This is a genomic window from Limosilactobacillus fastidiosus (genome assembly GCF_014145505.1).
GTDB classification, from domain to species: domain Bacteria; phylum Bacillota; class Bacilli; order Lactobacillales; family Lactobacillaceae; genus Limosilactobacillus; species Limosilactobacillus fastidiosus.
The window spans coordinates 80,292-104,139 of the sequence record NZ_JACIUZ010000031.1 but is presented as its reverse complement, the minus strand read 5'-3'; the positions used below and the strand labels follow the sequence as shown (position 1 = coordinate 104,139).

At 38.8% G+C, this 23,848-nt stretch carries 20 protein-coding genes and 1 other annotated feature; all 20 genes read right to left on the bottom strand.

Annotation, left to right across the window (positions count from 1 at the left end; all coding sequences use genetic code 11):
- Positions 1 to 1,029, bottom strand: a complete 1,029-nt coding sequence (locus H5R64_RS04695) for a tRNA-guanine transglycosylase (protein ID WP_182582959.1) — start codon at positions 1,027 to 1,029, stop codon at positions 1 to 3.
- Between the two features lie 8 nt (positions 1,030 to 1,037).
- Positions 1,038 to 2,054 (bottom strand): Holliday junction branch migration DNA helicase RuvB, encoded by a 1,017-nt coding sequence (gene ruvB / locus H5R64_RS04690; protein WP_182580580.1) that lies wholly within the window; start codon positions 2,052 to 2,054, stop codon positions 1,038 to 1,040.
- Between the two features lie 17 nt (positions 2,055 to 2,071).
- Positions 2,072 to 2,674 carry a Holliday junction branch migration protein RuvA gene (gene ruvA / locus H5R64_RS04685; protein WP_182582957.1) on the bottom strand — a complete coding sequence of 201 codons (603 nt, stop codon included), beginning with the start codon at positions 2,672 to 2,674 and terminating at the stop codon, positions 2,072 to 2,074.
- A gap of 17 nt (positions 2,675 to 2,691) precedes the next feature.
- Positions 2,692 to 4,683 (bottom strand): DNA mismatch repair endonuclease MutL, encoded by a 1,992-nt coding sequence (mutL, locus tag H5R64_RS04680; RefSeq protein ID WP_182580582.1) that lies wholly within the window; start codon positions 4,681 to 4,683, stop codon positions 2,692 to 2,694.
- 10 nt (positions 4,684 to 4,693) lie between these two features.
- Positions 4,694 to 7,339, bottom strand: coding sequence for a DNA mismatch repair protein MutS (gene mutS, locus H5R64_RS04675; RefSeq protein ID WP_182582955.1), 2,646 nt, complete (start codon positions 7,337 to 7,339; stop codon positions 4,694 to 4,696).
- Between the two features lie 211 nt (positions 7,340 to 7,550).
- On the bottom strand, positions 7,551 to 9,110 hold the full coding sequence (gene rny / locus H5R64_RS04670) for a ribonuclease Y (protein ID WP_182580633.1): 1,560 nt from the start codon (positions 9,108 to 9,110) through the stop codon (positions 7,551 to 7,553).
- 191 nt (positions 9,111 to 9,301) lie between these two features.
- Entirely contained in the window at positions 9,302 to 10,387 is a 1,086-nt protein-coding gene (gene recA, locus H5R64_RS04665) for a recombinase RecA (RefSeq protein WP_182580584.1), read from the bottom strand.
- Positions 10,388 to 10,456: 69 nt separating this feature from the next.
- Positions 10,457 to 11,716, bottom strand: a complete 1,260-nt coding sequence (locus H5R64_RS04660; RefSeq protein ID WP_182580585.1) for a competence/damage-inducible protein A — start codon at positions 11,714 to 11,716, stop codon at positions 10,457 to 10,459.
- Positions 11,717 to 11,894: 178 nt separating this feature from the next.
- Complete coding sequence (locus tag H5R64_RS04655) at positions 11,895 to 13,253, bottom strand: MFS transporter (RefSeq protein ID WP_182582953.1); 1,359 nt, start codon at positions 13,251 to 13,253, stop codon at positions 11,895 to 11,897.
- 168 nt (positions 13,254 to 13,421) lie between these two features.
- Positions 13,422 to 14,009 (bottom strand): CDP-diacylglycerol--glycerol-3-phosphate 3-phosphatidyltransferase, encoded by a 588-nt coding sequence (gene pgsA / locus H5R64_RS04650; protein WP_182580587.1) that lies wholly within the window; start codon positions 14,007 to 14,009, stop codon positions 13,422 to 13,424.
- A gap of 21 nt (positions 14,010 to 14,030) precedes the next feature.
- Entirely contained in the window at positions 14,031 to 15,116 is a 1,086-nt protein-coding gene (locus tag H5R64_RS04645) for a helix-turn-helix domain-containing protein (RefSeq protein ID WP_182582951.1), read from the bottom strand.
- 84 nt (positions 15,117 to 15,200) lie between these two features.
- Positions 15,201 to 16,499, bottom strand: coding sequence for an EF-P 5-aminopentanol modification-associated protein YfmH (gene yfmH / locus H5R64_RS04640; RefSeq protein WP_182580589.1), 1,299 nt, complete (start codon positions 16,497 to 16,499; stop codon positions 15,201 to 15,203).
- Between the two features lie 6 nt (positions 16,500 to 16,505).
- Positions 16,506 to 17,759 (bottom strand): EF-P 5-aminopentanol modification-associated protein YfmF, encoded by a 1,254-nt coding sequence (gene yfmF, locus H5R64_RS04635; protein WP_182582949.1) that lies wholly within the window; start codon positions 17,757 to 17,759, stop codon positions 16,506 to 16,508.
- Positions 17,760 to 17,937: 178 nt separating this feature from the next.
- Positions 17,938 to 18,780: an amino acid ABC transporter substrate-binding protein gene (locus tag H5R64_RS04630; protein WP_182580591.1), complete on the bottom strand. Its 843-nt coding sequence runs from the start codon at positions 18,778 to 18,780 to the stop codon at positions 17,938 to 17,940.
- Between the two features lie 18 nt (positions 18,781 to 18,798).
- Complete coding sequence (locus H5R64_RS04625; RefSeq protein WP_182580592.1) at positions 18,799 to 19,446, bottom strand: amino acid ABC transporter ATP-binding protein; 648 nt, start codon at positions 19,444 to 19,446, stop codon at positions 18,799 to 18,801.
- A gap of 13 nt (positions 19,447 to 19,459) precedes the next feature.
- On the bottom strand, positions 19,460 to 20,107 hold the full coding sequence (locus tag H5R64_RS04620) for an amino acid ABC transporter permease (protein ID WP_182580593.1): 648 nt from the start codon (positions 20,105 to 20,107) through the stop codon (positions 19,460 to 19,462).
- Positions 20,108 to 20,285: 178 nt separating this feature from the next.
- Positions 20,286 to 20,518, bottom strand: a binding site (T-box leader).
- A gap of 49 nt (positions 20,519 to 20,567) precedes the next feature.
- Positions 20,568 to 21,104, bottom strand: coding sequence for a rod shape-determining protein MreD (gene mreD, locus H5R64_RS04615; RefSeq protein WP_182580594.1), 537 nt, complete (start codon positions 21,102 to 21,104; stop codon positions 20,568 to 20,570).
- 13 nt (positions 21,105 to 21,117) lie between these two features.
- Complete coding sequence (gene mreC / locus H5R64_RS04610; protein WP_182580595.1) at positions 21,118 to 21,966, bottom strand: rod shape-determining protein MreC; 849 nt, start codon at positions 21,964 to 21,966, stop codon at positions 21,118 to 21,120.
- Between the two features lie 85 nt (positions 21,967 to 22,051).
- On the bottom strand, positions 22,052 to 23,056 hold the full coding sequence (locus H5R64_RS04605; protein WP_269448430.1) for a rod shape-determining protein: 1,005 nt from the start codon (positions 23,054 to 23,056) through the stop codon (positions 22,052 to 22,054).
- Between the two features lie 139 nt (positions 23,057 to 23,195).
- A complete protein-coding gene (locus H5R64_RS04600; RefSeq protein WP_182582947.1) occupies positions 23,196 to 23,834 on the bottom strand; it encodes a JAB domain-containing protein in 639 nt (212 codons plus the stop codon).
- Positions 23,835 to 23,848: the final 14 nt, after the last annotated feature.

Here is a 23,848-nt window from a genome sequence, read left to right as displayed (position 1 = left end):
TCAATTAATCTGGGAACGAAACTTAATAATAAATTGATTAAGCCAAAATAAATTATGTTCCAAAATCAAATTCAAATATTGTGGTGAATCAGTTTTTGCAAGGTAATGAAGGAACGCCCGTGAATAATTACTTGTGCATACGGAACAACCACAATTTGGATCAATTACTCCCCAATCATTAGCGAAACGGGCATGATCAAAGTTAAGCCGTTTTCCATTAGCTACCAATGCATTACCCGTTACTGCCTCATGGACAGCAACATCAGAATAAATAACATCAACTCCTACTAGCAGGGCAGCGATTACCTGTTCAAGACTAGCCTTGACCTTAGTTACCCGAAGACTTTCAGATGGTAGCATTTTGATAACCGTTAAAAGATTACGTTTTACCTCCGCAACCGTGTCAATTTGTTCCGTCTGAGTAATTCGGTAGCCAAATAATCGTGACCCCCCTAGTGAAGCGATACTCTTACGATGAAGGGCTTTTAATCCCCCACCAGTAACCGGAAAAAGTGAATTACTATCACTAGCGGTCCACTGATTAGTCAACGCTACTCCCGCTGTTAAGTCATCGATTGGCGAGTAATAATCCACCGCCCGATAAAGTTGCTCACTTATATCTGCTCCTAATTGTTCTTGTAGTTGAAGTGAATCTTGGGGAGATAAACTTATTAGCTGCCCTTCCTTTGGCAAACGAAAATTAACACCATTAGCTTTATATCCTCGTGGTTTAGCTAATTTAGCTATTTCATCTGCTCCAGAAGTCGTAAATAACGCTCCCTTCCAGGCGAACAATTGACGTAAATTAGGCAGGTCCCTTAACTGCTTTTCACCCAATTTTTCTGCAAAAATAACCGGATCATAATACAAAGCTCGCGTATTTGTTTCCCAGACTTGTTTGGGAAGCAAGTAATGGTTTACCCTTCCTGAATGAACAAGTAATGGCGTTGTTAACTGTAAATCATCAAGTACCAACTTTCCGACCCGCAACCCATTCTTCGAACACTCAATTTCAAAATATTTACTCATTACTTACCTCACTTTGTTGGGTACTCTAAGCCTAAATGCTTATAAGCTGCTGCAGTCACCATTCGTCCTCGTGCCGTTCTGGTTAAATAACCAATCTGTAGAAGGTATGGCTCATACATTTCTTCAATCGTTGATTTCTCCTCACCGATATTAGCAGCAATTGTTTTTAACCCAACTGGCCCACCATTGTAGTAGTTGATCATGGTTAGCAAAAGTTTTCGGTCAATCTCATCAAGTCCTTGATTGTCAACTTGCAGCAATTTAAGTGCTCGTTGAACACTAACCGAATCAATTGAACCTTTCCCCGCAACCTGGGCAAAGTCACGCACTCGCTTTAATAGTCGGTTAGCAATTCGTGGCGTTCCCCGAGAGCGAAGGGCTAACTCATGGGCACCTTCATCCTCAATTTTCGTTTGGAAGATATTAGCAGAACGAAAAATAATTTTAGTTAGTTCATCCTGATTGTAGTAGTTCATGTGTTCTACAATTCCAAAACGATCCCGCAATGGGGCAGACAACATCCCAGCGCGGGTTGTAGCCCCAATCAATGTAAATGGCGGTAAAGGAAAATGAACAGGATGAGCGGTTGGCCCCTCACCAATCACAATATCAATATAGTAATCTTCCATTGCAGAATATAGCATTTCTTCAACCACTTTTGGTAACCGGTGAATTTCATCAACAAACAAAACATCACCTGGTTTTAGTTCATTTAACAAAGCAACCAAATCACCTGGTTTTTCAATTGCCGGTCCACTCGTAGTTTTAATGTTTACCCCTAATTCATTGGCGATTACCATTGCTAAGGTCGTTTTCCCTAAACCGGGAGGACCATATAAGAGGACATGATCTAAAGCTTCTTCACGTGCTTTAGCTGCCTTAATATATACGCTTAATTCATGCTTAATTTTTGCTTGACCAATATAATCAGTTAGCGTTTGAGGACGAAGGGTTAATTCAATTGTTGCCTCTTCCTCTCCTGTCGTCTTACCAGAAACAATTTCATGTTCATCCTGGTTTGCCATTCTTTAACCACCCTCCTTTAATTTAATAACTTTAACGCATGACGAAGGTATTCTTCTGTAGAAGTAACCGGTTTTTTCTCCAATTCTTTCTTAATTCGTTTAACTTCTCGTTCCTTATAACCTAAGGCAGTCAATGCTTCTAAAGCATCTTGTAAAGCATCGTTAGTAGCTAGTTCATCTGTCGATAATGGTTTGAAGAGATCCGTTTCGCTTACAGTTAATCGTTCAATCTTATCCTTAAGGTCTAAGCAGATTTGTGAAGCGGTCTTTTTACCAATTCCCGGAAACTTGGTTAAATATTTAACATCATCATTAGCAATTGCATTAATCAATCCCTCATGATCCGGGTTAGCCAAAATCGCTAAAGCGCTTTTGGGCCCAATTCCTGAAACATTAATTAATTGCAAAAAAAGTTGTTTTTCATCCTCATCACTAAACCCAAAAAGTGAAATATCATCGTCACGAACCGCTTGGTAAATATACACTGTCACTTTCTCTTGCTTATCAACATGATAACGATAAGGATTGGCAACTAGCAACTGATAACCAATATCGTTTACTTCTACTACAATGTAACGTGGCTTAACAATTGTCACCAGTCCTGTTAGGTATTCATACATTCTCTTGTCCTCCTCTTTTAAAATTCATGTTCATCAAAATCTTGAGCAAACGGAACATGCGAATCTTGAATCCGTTTAAACATTTTTTCCAGATCCCGATCATTAAAGTGTACGGTCACAGGCCGCCCGTGAGGACAATTAAAGGGATTTTCACATTTTGGCAGCCGTTGTAAAAGCGCTTTTGCTTCACGATCATCAAGATGGTGATTAGCTTTAATTGCCCGTTTACAACTCATCATGATTGCAGTTCGCTGCCGAAAGTCATGGATTGAGATTTTACCATCATTAATTAACCATTCAATCATTTCCTTAGCAGTTGCTTCTTCTTGCCCCTCCGCAAACCAGATTGGATGAGAACGCAGGATAAAACTATTAGGACCAAACGATTCGAGATGAAGACCAACTGACTCAAGCACATCTAAATGCTGAGTGATCGTCATTGTATCAACCGTTGAATAATTTAGAACTAACGGTACTAAAAAGGCCTGTTGATCACTACTTACCTCACCAATCTCTTTTCGGAATCGTTCATAATTAATCCGCTCCTGTGCCGCATGTTGATCAACAATATACAAGCCGTCACTCGCCTGCGCTAACAGGAAGGTCCCCTGTAATTGACCAATATACTGCAAGTTTGGAAAACGCTTCTTAGATTGATCACTCTTATCTTGGACATCCAGTTCAATATTTTCTGCCTTAACAGACTTTTGCGGTGCCTGTTCATCCGGACTTCCAAACGGATATATAATCCCCTCATCCTGATACCGCTGGTCGAATGCCTGCATTGGCAAACTCGCTAATTCATCCTTTTTGTGAATCACAATGGGTTCCCGAACAATACTATCACTAGCATCGGCATCCGCTGGCCCACCATTATTAATTACAGTAACAGGGGACTGAGAATGAAAATCGATGCTTGGAGTTGTGTATTGCTTAGCGGCTTCACTTAATTGGTGTTCCAAATTATCCACATCTGGTTTATCGGGAATAAATTGGTTAGCGTCAACATCAGGAATAAGATTTTCAGTTGATATCCGCTGGCGAATCACTTTAGCAATTAAGGCTGATAGTTCAGGTTCCTTGCTTAACCGTACTTCCCGCTTTGCCGGGTGAACATTGACGTCAACCAATACCGGATCAAGTTGAATATTAAGAACAGCAATTGGGTAACGACCAACCATTAACTTTGATTCATAACCATTGATAATTGCTTTAGTCAATTCAAAATTTCGAATATAACGATGATTAATAGTAATTGTAATGTATTGCCGAGATGCTCGCGTAAGTTCAGGTAACGATACTAACCCATCAATCTGGAAATCATTGTCTTCACCCGCAAATGATAACATTTTTTTACCGACTTGGATTCCATAAATTGCTGCCACAACCTGTTGAAGATTATCATTTCCTGCGGTGCGAAACAACTCCTTATTATTATGGGTAAGACTAAATGCTACTTGGGGATTAGCTAATGCCAAACGGTTTACAATATCGGTAATTCGGGCTAATTCAGTCTGTGGTGATTTTAGGTATTTTAACCGAGCTGGAGTATTAAAAAATAATTCACGAACGACTACATCAGTTCCCTGACGTGCCGGTCCTGGTTTTAAATCAACTAATTCGCCTCCATGAATATGGATTAAAGAACCACTGGTACTTTCTGAAGTTGCTGTCGTTAAAGTAATATCAGCCACAGAAGCAATACTTGGTAAAGCTTCACCACGAAAGCCCATTGTTTTTACCTTAAAAAGATCCCGTCGCGTCGCAATCTTACTGGTAGCATGACGTTTAAACGCTATTTTTACGTCATCAGAAGCGATCCCCGAGCCATCATCAATTACCCTTATGCTATCTAGTCCAGAATTCTCAACAATAATATCAATTCTCTTGCTATCAGCATCCAAAGAATTTTCTACTAACTCTTTAACAATCGATGCAGGGCGTTCAATCACTTCACCGGCGGCAATTTGATCTGCTAAAACATCTGTTAATTCATGGATTTTTCCCATCTACGTCACCTTACTTTAACTTTTGCTGCCATTGATAGATCTGGTTCATCACATCCATTGGTGTCATCCCCATTAAGTTAAGGTTCTTTAGCTGTTTAATAATCTTAGTCGCAGCCGGATCCTTTAGCTTTGGTTTAGGGGTGTTGAATAGTTCCATTTGGCCATTTAGATCAACTAATGGCTCTTCAGTTACCGTCGGCTTCAGTAACTGAGCAGTCTTTTCCTTAACCTTATTTGGTTCTGTCTGCTGAGCACCCCTTGAAGAAATCGTTGGTAATTTTACATCTTTCTTTTCTAACGAACTAAGGATTTGGTCAGCCCGTTTGAGCAACTTATCTGGCATCCCTGCTAATTTAGCCACGTGAATCCCGTATGATTTATCAGCAGGACCAGCGCTAACCTTATGAAGAAAGACCAATTCCCCATTTTTTTCAGTCGCCCCAACATGGACATTTTTTAATCGTGGTAGGGTTGCTTCAAGAGCAGTTAATTCATGGTAGTGAGTGGAGAAAAGTGTCTTTGCTCGTAAATGCTCGTGGATATATTCAATAATCGCTTGAGCAAGTGCCATTCCGTCATAGGTCGCAGTCCCCCGACCAATTTCGTCGAATAGGATTAAGCTTCGATCCGTCGCATGGACTAAAGCATTATTTGCTTCCATCATTTCAACCATAAAGGTACTTTCCCCGGAAATTAAATCATCCGCTGCCCCAATCCGAGTAAAAATCTGATCAAAAATCGGCAATTCCGCACGCTCAGCAGGGACAAAGCATCCCATCTGTGCCATCACCGCAGTCAATGCCAATTGACGCATATAAGTACTCTTACCAGACATATTAGGACCAGTAATTAAGAGAATATCAGTAGAATTATCCATTAAAACGTCATTAGGTACATATTCCTGATGCCCCATAAATTTTTCGACAACGGGATGACGGCCATCCTTAATCTTTAACACATGCCCCGTATTCATTGATGGACGAACAAAATGGTAATCTTCACTAACTACTGCAAAACTTTGTAAGACATCTAATTCAGATAATGCTTTGGCTAGGCTTTGCAAACGTTTAATTTGCTTTTTAACTTTCTCTCGAATTTTAACAAAAACATCGTATTCAAGCGCAGTTGACTTCTCCTGAGCGCCTAAAATCAATGCTTCCTTTTCTTTTAATTCGGGAGTTGAGAACCGTTCCGCATTTACTAAGGTTTGCTTTCGTTCATAACGGTCACGAGGAATCTTACTGAGATTAACCTTGGTTACTTCAATGTAATAACCAAAGACATGGTTATACCCAATCTTGAGATTATTAATCCCAGTTACTTTACGCTCTTGCTCCTGCAAATCAGCAATCCACTGCTTACCGTTATTCATTGCATCCCGATATTCGTCAAGTTGTTTATCATAACCATCCTTAATTACTCCCCCTTCAGTGACACTAATTGGGGGATCATCCACAATCGATTTATTAATCAATGATGCAACATCAGTTAGTGGATCCAGTTGTTTTTCCAAATCAACAAATGCAGGTGCATCAAGCGTTTCTAAAGTATACTTAATCTTTGGAACTTGGAGTAACGATGTCTTAAGCTGAATCAGATCACGTCCATTAACGCTTCCGTATGCTACACGTCCCGCAAGGCGCTCTAAATCATATACTTTAATTAATTCTTGCTGGATATTATTCCGTTCAAAATAGTGTTCGAGAAGTTCCTGAACTTTATCCTGACGGGCACTAATTTGTTTAGGATCAATGAGCGGTCGATCAAGCCATCGCTTTAAAAGTCGACTCCCCATTGCCGTTTTAGTTTCATCAAGCAACCAGGCTAATGTTCCTTGACGCTTACCACTTCTCATATTGGTCATTAATTCAAGGTTCGTTTTAGAATAATGATCAATTTTCATAAAGGAACTCGGCCGGTAAGAAATCGCTTTTTGTAAGTGAGCAAGTGACCGTTTTTGGGTTGTCAACAGGTAAGAAACCAAAAGTGAGACAACGGCTTGCTGTCCTTTATCAGTTAAATCCTGAATTAAATAACTCACTTCAGCCCCCTTAACAATATCTGGTTGGTGGGATTGAAGAATGTTATGCTTAGTTAATTGTTGTTTAAAATCAGCTTCAACTGAATCATCAACAACCACTTCCCGACTCTGCAAGTTAATTAACTCATTAATTGTTTCATTCTCACTTGAAAAATCAGTAGTCTTTAATTCACCGGTTGATAAGTCCGTATATGCCAAATAGTAGTGACTATTTTGACGAATAATTCCCGCTAAGTAGTTATTGCTCTTTGCTTGATCACCATTTAAATCCATTTGGGTTCCTGGGGTAATTAACCGAGTAACCGCCCGCTTAACCATTCCCTTAGCCTTTTTTGGATCTTCCATTTGTTCACAAATTGCAACCTTATATCCCTTATCAATCAGGACATCTACATAGCTATTAACTGCTCGATGTGGAACCCCACACATTGGAATCGGGTTCTTCGCACTATGATTCCTTGTTGTCAGTGTTAATTCAAGTAACTGTGCACCTTTAACAGCATCATCGTTAAATAGTTCATAAAAATCCCCTAAACGGTAAAATAAAAACGCGTCTGGATACTGATCCTTAACTTTTTGGTACTGTTCCATCATTGGCGTCATTTTCTTTGCCACCTAATTCACCCCGCAAATTTTCTCTTTACAATAATATATAACGTTTTTTCCGCATAACTATACTTTACTTATTATATTTTTTGCATAATTCAAGTGCAAGAAAGTGAAAAACAAATAAAGCTATTACTTTAGTATTAACTATTTTTAAATAAAGAAAGAGGCCAGGAGCCTCCCCGGTCTCTTTCCTATATTAAAACACCTTAACTAACATTTATTTTGCATAGTCGATCGCGCGAACTTCACGAATAACTGTTACCTTAATGTGTCCAGGATATTCAAGTTCTTGTTCAATCTCACGCTTAATGTCATGAGATAAAACAGTCGCTTGAAGATCAGATATTTTCTTTGGCTTTACAATTACCCGTAATTCACGACCTGCCTGAATTGCGTAACTATGATCGACACCATTATGATCATTTGCAATACTTTCTAGTTTCTTTAATCGTTGAATATATTGTTCAAGTGATTCACTACGCGCACCAGGACGTGCACCAGAAATAGCATCAGCAGCTTGAACAAGAGCAGCAATTACTGATTTAGCTGGTACGTCACCATGGTGTGAGGCAATCGTATTAATAACTACCTTGTTTTCCTTATACTTCGTAGTTAGTTCGACACCAAGCTCAACGTGTGAGCCATCTACTTCATGGTCAATTGCCTTTCCAATATCATGCAATAAACCGGCACGCTTAGCAAGAGTTGTGTCTTCACCTAACTCAGCGGCCATAATTCCAGCCAACTTAGCAACTTCAATAGAATGATCGAGAACATTTTGACCATAGCTTGTCCGGTACTTCATTCGACCAACTGTCTTAATCAAGTCGGGATGCATCGAGTGAATTCCGAGATCAAAGAGTGCTTGTTCCCCAGTTTCCCGGAGATTAGCGTCCATTTCCTGACGAGCCTTATCAACAGCCTCTTCAATTCTTGCTGGATGGATTCGGCCATCCTGAATCAACTTCTCCAATGCAATCTTTGCGATTTCACGTCGGACCGGGTCAAATCCACTTAACACAACAGCTTCAGGAGTATCATCAATAATTAAATCAATCCCGGTTAACGTTTCAAGGGTCCGAATATTACGACCTTCACGACCAATAATTCTCCCCTTCATATCGTCATTTGGTAAATTAACAACGGAAACAGTAGCTTCGGAAACAACATCAGCTGCACTCCGTTGAATTGCTTCGACAATTAACTTCTTTGCTGTCTTATCAGCAGTTAATTCCGCATTCTGTTCGCTATCACGAATCATGATTGCACGATCAGTCTTCAGCTCCTCCTTGACTTGCTCTAAGACCTGCTTTTTAGCTTCATCATGGGATAATTGGGCAACCCTCTCTAATTCTTGTTGCCGTTGTTCAATTAATGAATTAGCCTTTTCTTGGGATAACTTTAACTGATTTGTTTGATGTTCAAGTTGGTGTTCTCGCTTACCAACGGTATCTTCACGTTTTTCTAAAACATCATCCTTACGATCCAATGATGCTTCCCGTTGCAAAAGCCGATCCTCTTGCTTTTGAACCTCACTTCGCCGTTGTTTTAATTCTTGTTCGACACTTTCCCGGTAACGATGGCTTTCTTCCTTAGCTTCTAAAATAGCCTCTTTTTTCGCCGTCGTTGCGTCCTGTTTTGCAGTGGAAAGAATTTGATCTGCAGTTTGGTTTGCAGCTTTAAGTTGCTTCTCAACAGAAACCTTATGAATTGCATATCCAATAATAATACCGACAACCATAGTAAGCGCGGCGAAAACTAAGCCGAAAGCTTCCATCATTTCACCTCCGCTTTCACTATATTTTTATTATTGGTTCAATTAATTAGTTTAATTTAACCGTATGATAAATTAAATATCACACAAGTTAAATTTTAAGCTTGCCATTAATTAGTGTCAACCACTCTTTTAATAATTAAAAGGTGGAGAACTACCAATTTAGTAATTTCCCACCTAAAATTTTAAAATCTTTACTTTTTACTTGCTTCTTCAATGGTTTCTTGCTTAGAACCAGTTTTAGAATCTTGCTTTTCATTCTTATCTTTATCGTTATTAGTACCCTTCAATGGCTCCATTCCATAAGCCTCACGAACTTTATTCATTAGTTCTGCCATACTATCAGGGTGTTCTGCTAACCATTTCTTTGCATTTTCACGGCCTTGACCAATCCGTTCGTCTCCATATGAATACCAAGCACCAGATTTATTAACAAGGTCCTTATCAACCGCCATATCAAGCAGTTCACCGGTCTTAGAAATTCCTTCACCATACATGATGTCCACTTCCGCACGCTTGAATGGTGGAGCAACCTTATTTTTAACAATCTTGATCTTAGTTCGATTACCAATAACATTTGTACCGTTCTTAATTTGTTCAGAACGACGAATTTCCATCCGAATAGTTGAATAGAACTTTAATGCCCGACCACCAGTAGTCGTTTCAGGGTTACCAAACATTACCCCAACTTTTTCACGAATTTGGTTAATAAAAATTGCAATCGTCTTTGTCTTATTGATTTCTCCAGAAAGCTTCCGCAATGCTTGTGACATTAACCGCGCTTGAAGGCCGACGTGGGCATCCCCCATCTCACCTTCAATTTCGGCACGTGGTACAAGGGCAGCAACTGAATCAACAACAACTAAATCTACTGCTCCACTTGAAATTAACGCATCAGCGATTTCCAGCCCTTCTTCACCCGTATCAGGCTGAGAAAGAAGCAGGTCATCTACATTAACCCCTAATGCTTCTGCGTATTGGGGATCAAGAGCATTTTCAGCATCAATATAAGCTGCTGTACCACCCTGGCGCTGAACTTCAGCCACTGCTTGTAATGCAACAGTTGTTTTCCCTGAACTTTCAGGACCATAAATTTCAACAATTCGGCCACGAGGGTAACCTCCTACCCCCAGGGCCTTGTCAATTGCTAATGAGCCACTTGATACCGTCGCAACCTTCATATCGGCTGCGTCACCCATCCGCATGATGGAACCTTTACCAAAATTCTTTTCAATCTTACGAATTGCGACATCAAGTGCTGCTTTTCGTTGATCAGCCAAATTAATTCCTCCTTTGAAACGGAATATCCGTTAATAATCATAACAGTTTTGGACAAAAAAACAAGGATTTTAGCGAACAATGGTTCGATTACTTTCTAATTCTCGTAACACCATTTGTAGACCATACTGAACACTTAACAAGCGAATCTCTTGGCGCCCTAAATATCCAGCCAGCCTTAATCGTTTTGAAATAGGCTTTTTCCCTTTACGGGCTAACCCAAGCCAAACCGTTCCAGCTGGATTTCCTTCTAAACTATCTGGACCTGCAACTCCGGTAAAGCCAAGTCCAATGTCAGCATCAAGTCTTTCACGAGAGTATTCAGCCATTGCTTCAGCAGTAGCCCTGCTTACCACCCCATTATGTTCAATTAACGTAGGGTTGATCCCTAACAGTTTAACCTTTGCTGATGCAGCATAGATGATAAATCCCCCATCAAAGATTTCTGAAGCACCAGGAACTGAACAAATCGTACTCTGAAAGAGGCCTCCAGTTAGACTTTCAGCTCCAGTAATTTTTAATTTTTGTTGCTTAAGTAAGCTAACCACTTTGCTTGCTAGGCTAAAATCATTTCCCATTCCTAAGTAATATTCGTTTTCTTTTTCGAGAATCATCTTAGTTACTAAATCAAATTCAGCATTAATATCTGCTTGCTTATTCGCAAAACTAGTTAACCGGAGTTCAATGTTTGTCGGCTTGACATATGAAGTAATCATCACGTTAGGATAGGCTTTCATCACCGGTGTTAAATCATTCATTAAATTGGACTCAGGTCTCCCCAAAAAATGAAGTGCTCGGGTTTTAATTGTCTTTTGGATATTAAATTCTTTAATAATCATGGGAATCACTTCTTGTTCCACCATCGCTTGAAATTCAGAAGGAGGACCTGGAAGAATAATGACGCGTTGCTTTCCCAGCCTAACCCAACTTCCTAAAGCTAATCCCCGTAAATTAGGGATTAATTTTCCAACATATTGAGCCTGACGTTTATTTTCTGGTTGAACATCGATTTGGCGTTGAACAAAAATCGTCAAAAGATGCTGCCATGTCGAGATATCAGTTCTTAATGGCATGTCAAGCGCTTTCGCAACCGCTGATAAGGTAACATCATCTGCAGTCGGTCCTAAGCCACCACAAACAAAGATCAAATCAGCTTGCCTCTTTCCCTCATGAACACTGCTAATAATAACATCTGGATCATCACCGACAGTTACTTGTGACTTTACAATAATTCCTAAAGAATTCAACTTTTTTGCTAGGAACGCTGAATTAGTATTAGTAATTTCACCACGTTGGAGCTCATCACCAACCGAAATAATTTCTGCATTCATGTTTTTTGCCTCCAAGTATTAATAACGTAAAAATTATCTAATCCTACTTTTTATTTTTCTGAATCCTAGATTAATCATATAACTAATCCCCTATTAATATAAGACTTGATCTAAAAAGGGCCTAGTATTCAATACCAATTGAAACTAGTGCCCAAAATAAAATAGCATTAACAAGTTTTTATTCTTTTATGCCTTCTTCTTTAGCAAGCTTTGCAGTTCGATTTTCATTAAACATAATATAAATTAATAACAATAACGCAAGAGTTGCTGCGGAATAAAGAACAATATTACTTGCCAACCAACCATACTTGGAAACCAAAACACCAATTAAGGCAGTTGCTAAGGTTTCACCAAAGATATACTGAAAGAAGCCCATAAATCCTGTTGATGAACCAACAGCAAACTTGGGAACGGCTTCATTTACCATTAATCCAACCAAAGTTAATGGTGCATAAATTAATGTTCCCATGATAAAAAGAACAGTAACAATTAAAACGTGACTAGTGCTAAAGAAGTAGGTTGTCAAACAGATAAATAGTAAAATTACACAAGCAATGCAGACAATTGCCCGACGATCTTTCAGAAAGTCAGAGATTACACCCATAATAATTACGCCGGGAACAGCCGCTAACTCAAAAATTCCGACTAACCACTTAGCAAACGATGGACTAAAGCCCTTAGATTGAACCAAGAAACTAGGGATCCAACTCATTACCCCATAACGAACTAGGTAAAGAGACATCGAAGTCAATGTAATCGCCCAAACAACCTTATTAGTTAAAATGTATTTTACAAAGATTTGTGGCAAAGTTAAGCTCGTCAATTCTGAAGAAGAAGCCTTCCCATTTTCAAGCACAACTTCATCACCCATATATTGAGAAATACTTGGAAGCCCAACAGTAGTAGGACGATCAGCTCCACAAATTAACACAAAAGCTGCAATGATCAATGATACAACTGATGCAGTGTAGAATACTGCAGGAATTGAACCCGAAAACATGAAAGTTGCTAATTGAACAACGGCAACACAGACAAAGGCACCAGCATTATGAGCGGATGACCAAATAGAGTAGATTGCCCCACGGTGTTTCTTTCCCCACCATAGTTGAACAATCCGCTGACAAGCAGCAGCCCCCATGCCTTGCGCAATTGACATTACCAACATTAGGAACATCATTACATAAAGGTTTCTCGTGGCTCCTAAACCGAAGTTCAAAATTGCTGAAATAATTAAACCAGTTGCTAAGTAGTGATTTGGGTTACTCTTATCACTAAGTGCCCCCATGAATAACTTAGAAATACCATAACCGACACCAAAACATGAAAGGACCATCCCAATATCAGCAGTGGTAAAGCCATACTGCTTCATAATATCATTCTGCTCGGTTGTAAAAATAAGACGAATAACATAATAGCCAATGTAACCGATACAGATTGACAATAATACACCAACCTGACGCCACTTATAGACGGTCGCAATTTTATCCTTTGGAACCTTAACCTTAGCATCAGGAGCCGGCTTTAAAAATGAAAGCATAATTTCATCTCCTATAATAAACATTGCACCTTTTTAAGGTACAGGCAAATATTATCATATTCAAAATTTAAAATGAATATTTCTTGCCAAAATAGCTACAATTCCTTCAGAAAAATAAAACGAAGAGAGTGCTAAGAGCCATTATTGACTCCAAGCACTCTCTTCATTTTATTTAAAACCATCTGAAAAGACATCTCTACCTTGAATAAAGTAATCAATACCAGAGTAAACAGTGAAGATTAGGCAAACATACAGCATGATTTGTCCAAACGGTATTCCCCAAATTGCAAAAATAACGTTATTAAGTAACAAGAAAATAATCGCAATGAACTGAGTAGTCGTCTTAATCTTTCCTGGCATTTTAGCAGCCAAAACAACTCCATCTTGTTCTACCAACAAGAGCCGCAAACCAGTAACAGATAGTTCTCGCCAGATAATGATTGAGGTTACCCATGCCGGAACTACTTGATTTCCAGTCAAGACAATAAACGCTGTCATTACTAACAGTTTATCTGCTAATGGATCGGTAAACTTACCAAAATTAGTTACTAAATGATGCTTTCGTGCAATTCGACCGTCTAAATTATCGGTCAAGGTTGCCACAATAAACAAGATTGCTGCAATAAATTGAGAAACCGGAATTGTTGCTTCCCAGAAGCTAATGGTCCCCCACGATTGCAATGGTAAAACCATTAACAATAAGAAAAAAGGAATGATGATTAAACGTACAACTGTTAATTTATTAGGTAAATTCAAATTACTTCCTCCTCATAACCATTAACGTGATTGCGTTTGGTTAGTCTGTGTTTGTTGGGTTTGTGACCGACTTTGATTTTGCCCCTGGTTTGAAGCAGAAGCATTGGTTGAACGAACTGGAGTCGTTGTATTCTGGTTTGTTTCGTTTGTTCTCGTTGTCTGAGTAGCAGTCCGTTGGTTGTTAGTAGTTGTTGTTCGAGTAGCGGATGCACTACTAAAAACCGCCGAACTAGAAGAATTACCAAAGTGAATCGTAACTGTCCGAGTATTATTGTAGCGACCATTATCAGTAAAGTTAATCTTTTTATTACCGAGATTTAAACTCGTTACTGAAGCATTTCCAACCGTAATTACAACAGTATTAGCAGTGCGCTTAATGGTTACATTGGCCGTTGAGTTAGCATCCATCGTTCGACTTAAGGCACTCGTTCCATCACTAGTCACACTATTCCATGCCCGTTCACTTGTCTTAATCTGTAATTTTGTGTCTTGCTTCAGTGAAGCAGCATTATAAGTAACACTATTATTATTCCGATTAGTTTCTGTTAATTTGATTGCAGAACTCTTTAGCGATTTAGTAGAATCTTTCTTTACAGAACTACTGCTCTTTTTCCGGCTTTCACCAGAAACTGAAACAGAACTGTTGTCAATCTTCGTGGAAGCGTCTTGATGGCCACGCACAATTGCGGTCACCCAAATTGCTGCCAAAATAATCACAATTACACAGGCAATAATAATGGTTGGCAGATACTGGCGAACCTTGCTGACACCTTGACTGACTGTTTTCCGACGGTTAGCTCGTGTCTCCACTGCCTGACTAATATGCTCAGAATATTCTTTTGTTTTAGCCTGCGGTAATTGTTCATTAAATTCTTTTAGTAACTCATTGCCATCAAGCCCAACAGTATCTGCGTATTGTTTAATAAATGCCCGAACGTAAAAGTCACCTGGTAACTCATCAAACTTTTCGTCTTCAATTGCAATTAAATACCGCTTTTGAATTTTAGTTAATTGTTGCAAGTCATCTAACGTATAGCCCTTTGCCTGTCGAGCATCACGTAATTTCTTCCCAATTTCGATTCGTTGTTCATTATCGTTTTCACTCATTGTGATATCTCCATCTCTGAATTTTAATCCTACCTGTTAATTATAGCATGGCATTTCGTTACCAATTATTAAGAAAATCTTGAATTAACGGTGTTGCGGAATAATTTGGAATACAGAAATTCCTTGAGAAACAATGAATCGCTTCGCAACATCATAGAGATCATCTAGGTTAATTAAACGTAGCTCCCGAATTTCATCCATCAAATTAGCCCCGTCAAAGAACTTTCCCCCATAATGATTAGCAACCGCTTCTGGTGAATCCAGCAAACCCGTTAACCGACCAATTTCTGCATTTTTTATCTCATTAAACCGTGTTCTTGCAGCATCAATCTGTTGATCAGCACTTTCTAAAATAGCAATTACTTCGTCCGCAAATCGTTCCATCTGATCGGTATCAGAACTGAAATAGGCAAAGTAAAAATCACGCTGCATTTCTAAATTATAAGCAAATGAATCATCAAGAATTTCATTGTTGTACAAGCGAAGGTAATTATCCGATGTATCATCAAAAAGGACGTCCAGTAATAAATCAATTGCTAACTTATAACGCAACCGTTCCCGGCCATCCCCAGGCATCTCAATTCCTCGTAACCCAACAATCACTTTTGGTCGAGCAACATCCATGGTCAACGATCTAAATGGAATTACATCATGGGCCGTTGGATCATTAAGATTAAAAATCCGATTTGGCTTAATTGCGGGTAAGAATTGGCGTTGATTTTGGTTTTGGGTTACCCAATTAACGATTTCATCAGGATTCAAGTTACCAGCTAAAACTAAGTTCATGTTACTTGGTTGATAAAATGTCTTATATGTCTCCATCAAGTATTCAGGAGTAATCTTACTGATACTTTCTACTGTCCCTGCTATATCAATATGCATTGGATCATGTGGATAAAGATTCCCCAGGATCCCAAGATATAGTCGCCAAGATGCATCATCTTCGTACATCTTAATTTCCTGACCAATAATTCCTTGTTCCTTATTCACCGTCTGTTCGGTAAAATATGGTTCCTGAACAAAATCTAAGAGAACATCCAAGCTTTCGTGAACATGACTTGTAGTTGAAAAAAGATAACTCGTTTGGGTGAAACTGGTAAAGGCATTTGAGTCAGCACCAAGTTTCCCAAATAAATCAAATGCATCATGATCAGATTTCTCAAACATCTTATGTTCCAAAAAATGGGCAATCCCATCAGGGACTTTAATGGGATCCTGTTTACCATATGGAACAAAGTAATTATCAATTGAGCCAAAATCAGTAGTATAACTTGCATATGTCTTATGGTATCCAGTCATCGGCATCATCTGGAGTGTCAAGCCATTCGCTAGTTGTTGTCGGTAAATTGGCTGATTAAATTCTTCATAAACTTCTTTACTCATATAGTTTTATTTCTCACCACTCAATAAATAGCTTGCTTGTAGTTTAATCATTGACGCAACTTTGGTCACATCATCCTTAGTTACTCGGTTAACCTGCTGTGCAAAATCAACTTGTTCTGGCAATGAAAGTAACTGGTTAACCAAGTGATGCTCTAGTATATTATTTGCCAAGTCAAATCCCGCATAATGCTGATTAATCAATGCATCTTGAACCTCACGCATTACTTCTGTAGCAAAATTTCCTGCCTGGAGTTCGGCTACCTGTTCTTGAATCATTTCCAGAGTAGTTTGATAATCAGCTGGTTGAATACCAGTTTGCACATTAACTAATCCAGAAAAAGGAGCCAAGCGACTAGAAGCATAGTATGCTAGCCCGGCTTTTTCCCGAACATTAGTAAAGAGCTTTGAATAAGGAGTTCCACCAAAAAGGCCATTAAAAACTAACGCAGCCGCGTATAACGGATCACGATAATAAATCGGTAGACTATACCCTAAATCCAGTTTAGCCTGATTAACCCGTTGCTGTTCTTTTTTATTAAACACCTCTTCATGAGGCTCTTGAAAATAAAAGGGTGTTTCTGGAAGAAACGGATCACGATCCACAAATGGTAACTGGCGAATTGCTAAATATACCTTTTCCGGCTCAACATTTCCCAGAACGAATATATCTACTTTATCCTGATTAATCATCTTTTCATATGTCCGTACCAAGCTTGCTGGCGTACAATAATCAAGATCAGAAATTCTTCCAAAACTTGGCACCTGCATAACTGAATCAGAATTATAATACAACTTTAGTAATTGTTGATTAGCATAAAATTGCTTGTCATCATACAGCGCCTTGATTGAACTAGTAAGGTTATTTACCTGAAGACGAAATGTTGGACTATCAAATTCTTCATCATCAATTAACGGATGAAACAGGATTTGATTAATTAATTCAGTTACCTGTGCAAATAAATCTTTTTGTGCCAAGTGATTATTAATAAAACTTGACCGTAAGCGAACGGTATGCAAACGTCCAACTCGACCAACTCCAAGCGAAGCAAATGCACCATATAGCTTAGCCATTTGCCGAGCAAGGGCAGTTTGCGTCGGGTAAAGATGAGTGCTTGTTTCTAACAGATTAGCAAGGAGGTTCCTTGCTGTGGTATTCGTAGTTGTCTGTGGTGTCGCAAAGTCAATTAAGATATGGGTCATCTTAAACTGCTCTGTCGGAATAACATGTAGATCGACACCTTTAGCAAGACGATAATCCACTGATATATCTCCCTTCCCCAATGTAATTAAATTACATCTCGAAATCAAATCATACTGATTAATGATACTTTATCCCGTGCTAAATTACAAACTTTGGTAAAAATTAAATTCTTATAGATAAAAAATGGCTCTTAGCACTCTTAAAGTGTCAGGAGTCATTTTTATAATTTAATATTTTCTAATCCGCACCTAAGTAATTACTATTAGTACCAAACCACTTCTGATTAATTTTTCTTAACTCACCGTTTTTCTGTAGTCGGCCTAGACCAGCATTAATTTTTTGTCGCAAGGTCTTATCCCCTTTTCGCATTCCAACAGCATAATATTCAACCGGAAGGGTCTTACTTGTATAGGTTCGGTATGAAGAGCTATCCTTTTGGTGCTTAATATAGTAGTTGGCATAAACTTGATCCATTAAAATTCCTTGAATTCGATTAGCATTTAAATCAATGAAGGCATCCGGAAAAGTATCATAGAGAATTGGTTTCTTATTCTTAATTAAATCTTTCAGAACCTTGGGGCGTTCATCCAACGCTGTTAACCCCGTCGAACCATTTTGAACCCCTAAAGATTTACCCTTCATATCAGCAAAATCCAGAATATTAGAAGCCTTTTTCGTAACTAAGATTTGCTCATTCTTTAAGTACGGACGACTAAACGCAACTTTTTTTCGTCGTGTAGGATTAATCGAGTAACCATTCCACAGTAAATCGATTGTCCCATTCTTTAATTCTGTTTCCTTCATCGACCAATCAATAGGTTGGAAGTCAGCCTTTATTCCGTATTGCTTAAAAACAGCTCGGGCCAAATCAACATCATACCCAACAAGTCTACCATTCTTTTGTCGAAAGCCCATTGGAACAAAACTATCATCTAATCCAATTACAACACGCTTTCGTTTTTCAATTCGGTTCCAAGTATCCTGAGTATTTGCCCGTTGAGTAACGCTTTGGCAACCACTAAGAACAAAAGCAGGAACGACTAAAATCAGAAGCACCAGCCAATATTTAATTTTCCGCATAGCGAGCACCTCCCACTTTTAATCTTGACTCTGATCAATCGGGTTAACCTTTAGCAATTCGTCGGCAATTTCTTCAGCAAAGTCGAAGTCGTGAGTAACTACTAATTGAGTGACACCACTCTTCTTTAGTGAAAGAATGATGTTTGCAACGTCTTGACGAAGATTGGGATCAAGTGCTGAGGTCGGTTCATCATAGCAAAGGATCTTAGGCTTCATTGCTAAAGCACGTGCAATCGCAACTCGTTGTTTTTGTCCCCCAGACAATTGCCAAGGATAAAGATTTCCTTTCGTTGATAATCCTAACTTGGCCAATAATTCTTGGGCCTTCTTCATTGCCTCAGATTTCGACTGCTTAAGAACCATCATTGGGGCTAATGTAATGTTTTCCATTACTGATAGGTTAGGAAAAAGGTTAAAATCTTGGAAAACAACCCCAATTACCCGGTCAGATGCATCCGTTCCAGAAGGATCAAACGGTTTGCCGTCCATTAGAAATTCACCACTATCAGGAGTATCTAATCCAGTAATACAACGGAGCAAAGTTGTTTTTCCTGCCCCTGAAGGACCAACAATGCAAAGGATCTCATCACCTTTAACGGTCAAGTTAATATCATCAAGTATTACCCGATCGCCAAAACTTTTCTTTAGATTCTTAACTTCTAACATCGGCTATTCCTCCTTACTTAAAATATGAATAACGTTTTTCAACTTGACGTAAGATTAACGTACAAATACCAACAAGAATCAGGTAAATTAACCCAACAAGTAAAAGGGGTACAAGAGTTACGTCTCGAGAAGTGGCAATGTTTCCTGCGCGAAGAAGGTCACCAAGTCCAATCACGTAAACAAGTGAAGAATCCTTTACTAAGTTAATAACTTCGTTTCCAATCGAAGGAATAACGATTTTAACAACTTGAGGGATGATAATTTTTCGAACCGTTTGCCAGTAATTCAACCGCAGTACCTTAGCAGCTTCGTACTGCCCAACGCTGACCGATTGAAATCCACCACGGAAGATTTCAGCAAAATAGGCCGCATAGTTAAGAATAAATGCTACCAATGCTGCATCATAACGTTCAAATACAATTCCAATAATTGGTAGTCCATAAAAAACAAAAATTAATTGTAAAAGTAATGGCGTTCCCCGCATTAACCAAACATAAATCTCAAGGATCCACTTAAGGGGTTTAATTTTTGAAGTCAGTCCGAGACTTACGATAATTCCTAAAGGGATTGAAACAATTAGTGTCCAAAAAAAGATCTGTAGTGTTAATCCGGCCCCCTGAATAAGTGAAGGCAAGATTTGTGATACGTAATTAAGCGACATTTTAAAACCTCCTTGAATAAAAAACGTTAAACAAAAAATCCTCTTAAGCTAATTAGTCAGCCTAAGAGGACGAGCAAGTCGTGGTTCCACCTCATTTTATAATTACTTCACAGCAACTACCTCATGAGTTTAATTAATTCACTATAGGAAAAAGAAAACGCCCTCACAGTCTTTCGACTATGAGGACGTTTTACGCGGTTCCACCTCATGTTGTCACTTTCTCACAAAAGTAACCTCAGTAAGTTCATTAATTAAACTCCGCGCTGTAACGGGCTACCCCGGATCTGCCTACTTAATTCAACAGATCAACTTGCAGATGTGATTCAAGAATCACTAACTCGTTCGTTTCCCATCATCCCGAACTCTCTGTAGAATCAGTTAATCCTTTACTAGTCTGTTCTTCGCTTTTTTAATATTGTCATGTATCCTACACTCGATAATTCACTTTGTCAATCCCTTTTTAGGATTTTCTTTGCTTTAAAGCCCATGTATAAATCATTTGGATTGGCCAGTAAAGAATTACAAAGTAAACCAAATTAAGAGCGAGCGTTGGTGCTAAAGTATATACAAGATAGTCCCCAACATTCATGTGAGTAATTCCTACTAATGAGTATGCCCAGTACGTTAATGTTACAAAAACAACAATATCAATAAAGAAAATCATAATAACCGTCAAAAACGATTGATCAAAATACCTTGATAAAATCTTTGTTAGCTCAACAATTAGTGGATAGAGAAATATATCTAACCCTAAAATACCGGTAAAATAAACATCAAATACGATCCCCGCAAAAACAGCGAAGGGAATCAATGGAATTTCAATGCCTTCTTCAAAGTAGTACGAAAGTACCAGCCAAAGTAAAACCAATTCACTCATCATTGAATAAGGATAACTAAAGAAGAACTTTGCCCAAACGCTACTCAAAGAACCATCTAAAAATAATGATATGAATAAACCTAACGGAAATATATACCTTAATCGTGACAATCTATACATCTAATCACCTCGATTAAACAGGTTCCGCAACAGTTACAATATTAACATCATTCATATTAGCAGCTGGTTTTATGTATACCTTTTGGGCTAATCCATAGTCGTCCTTCCCAATCCGAGTTACGCGACCAACATAGAGGCCCTTAGGTATTACACCTCCCATACCACTTGTCATTACCTTTGCGCCTTTCTTCAGCTTAGCCTTAGAACTAACTTGTCCCATAACTAATTCACCTGTTGAAGCGTTATAGTCGGTAATAAGCCCGTTCACAGTTTGACCATTTGAACCATCAATAGTTATGGCAAAGCGGTTTGCTGACTCACTAGTATTACTTAACAATTCAACCTTACTGTTGGTCTTATTTACTTCACTAATTCGTCCAATTAAGCCACTCCCACTCATTACAGGCATATTTTTCTTAATTCCATTAGATTGGCCCTTATTAATTATCAGTTGTTTTTGCCATGATGATGGTGTCCTCATCATTACCGAAGCGGTGATCGTATTGTAATCAGTTAATGACTTATTAAGCTTTAACTCTTGCTTAAGTTCTTTATTTTCTTTTGCTAAAGTCTGATCACGAACCTTGGTTTGCGCTAATTCGGTTACCTGTTGCTTTAGTTCCCGGTTTTCAGAATACGTATCTATTAATTGACCAACAGAGCTAGCTCCACTTTGAACAGCATTTACTGGAATAGCAACTATACTATCCACAAATCCAACAACATCGTTACCGAATTGTTGAATCAATGGTGGGGTATTCCGTCGGTTACGCATCGAAACCGAACCGGCCATCAAGCCAAAACAAACAATCAGAATTAGCACAAGAATAACAAGTCGTCGATTGGAAAAAAACTTGCGCATTTTATTCCTCCAGCATTTTTATTAAACAATAAGAAAGGACTGAACAAAACAAATTGTTTTGCGACCAGCCCCATCCCATTACTTACTACTTCTTTTTCATTACATCGATACTCTTTAGTGATTCACCAGTACCAGTTGCAACGCAATCAAGTGGATCGTTTGCAATGAATACGGGAACCTTAGTAGCATCGGCAATCACATCAGGCAAATGCTTCAATAAAGCACCACCCCCAGTGAGGACTATTCCATGATCAATAACGTCGGCTGCAATTTCTGGAGAAGTTTCTTCTAATGTGCCTTTAATTGCATCAATGATCGAATTAACAGTATCTTGTAAGGCAACAGAAACGTCCTTAGCAGAAACTTCCATTGTCTTTGGCAATCCAGTAACAAGATCACGACCCCGAACCTCTGTCGAACCCATTTCAGCAGCTGCATCGACCGAAGCAGAACCAATATCCCACTTAATCTTCTCGGCTGTTCTCTCACCGATTAATAAGTTCATGTTCTGCCGAACATATTGTGTAATTGCATCATTCATTTCATCCCCAGCCATTCGAATTGAACGACTAGAAACAATTCCACCTAAGGAAATAGTTGCAACATCGGTAGTTCCACCACCAATATCAACAACCATACTACCGGTTGGATCCATCACTGGAAGTCCTGCACCAATTGCGGCAGCAAAAGGTTCTTCAATAACGTAAGCGTCACGTGCACCCGCAACACGAGTAGCATCAATCACGGCCCGTTTCTCAACTTCGGTAATTCCACTTGGAACACATACCATTACGTAAGGCTTTCCGTTAGAATTCCCCAAAGCCTTTTCAATATAGTATTTCATCATTGCAACAGTAGTATCATAATCAGCAATTACCCCGTCCTTCATTGGTCGAATAGCTGTAATGCTACCCGGAGTTCGGCCGATCATATCACGAGCATCCTTACCTACAGAAATAACTTCATTAGTCTTGGTATTACGAGCAACAACTGATGGTTCACGCAATACAATTCCCTTGCCTTCAACATACACAATCGTGTTTGCTGTTCCGAGGTCGATGCCAATGTTTTTGGTTCCGATTCCTAGCAATCTGCTTCTTCCCTTCATCTAGTAAATTATTTTTATCTAATATCGAGCATATTATACCATAGCAAACGCCATATACGAACTTTAATATACACAATAAATTACCAGAGAAGACTAATTCTTTAATAAATTAACGATTTCTTTAATTTTTCATTTCGTCATTTTTTTGAAAAGCTTGATTTTCACGCCAACTATAATAATTGTCTTGAGCCACTATTAAGAAATCGAGGAAAGTCAATCCTAACATTTGACAGCCCCTTTCTAACCGTTTAATCATTGCCCGATCAGCTGATGAGGGTTCCACACTTCCTGAGGGGTGATTATGAACAACGGCAATTCCACTAGCAGATTGAATTAATGCCCGCCGAAAGATCTGATCAGGGTAAACATTACATTCGCTAAGTCCACCAATAAACATTTGCTTAATATCGATAATGTCGTTATGGATATCAGTCCCAACTAAATATAAGCTCTCCTGACTTTCGCCACTTAATCGATTCATCACCTCGTTACTCAATATTTGACTAGAATAGGCATGACCAAATAAACAAGTCTTACTCCGAACAACTAATTCTCCTAATTTTAGTGCTGCTAAAAGGATTTCCATCTGTTCTCCTTCTTCAAGAAGTTCTTTCTTTTCATCAATTGTCATATTTTTCACAGCAAGAGGTGTAGGAAAGCTTTTAATAAATTGATGAAAAAGCGTGTCCCCCTCCTCACTCCCATCAATTAAAAGTCTAGCGACAAGCTCAAGATATTGAGTTGATTCTGCTGAAAACATAAATAAAAATCTCC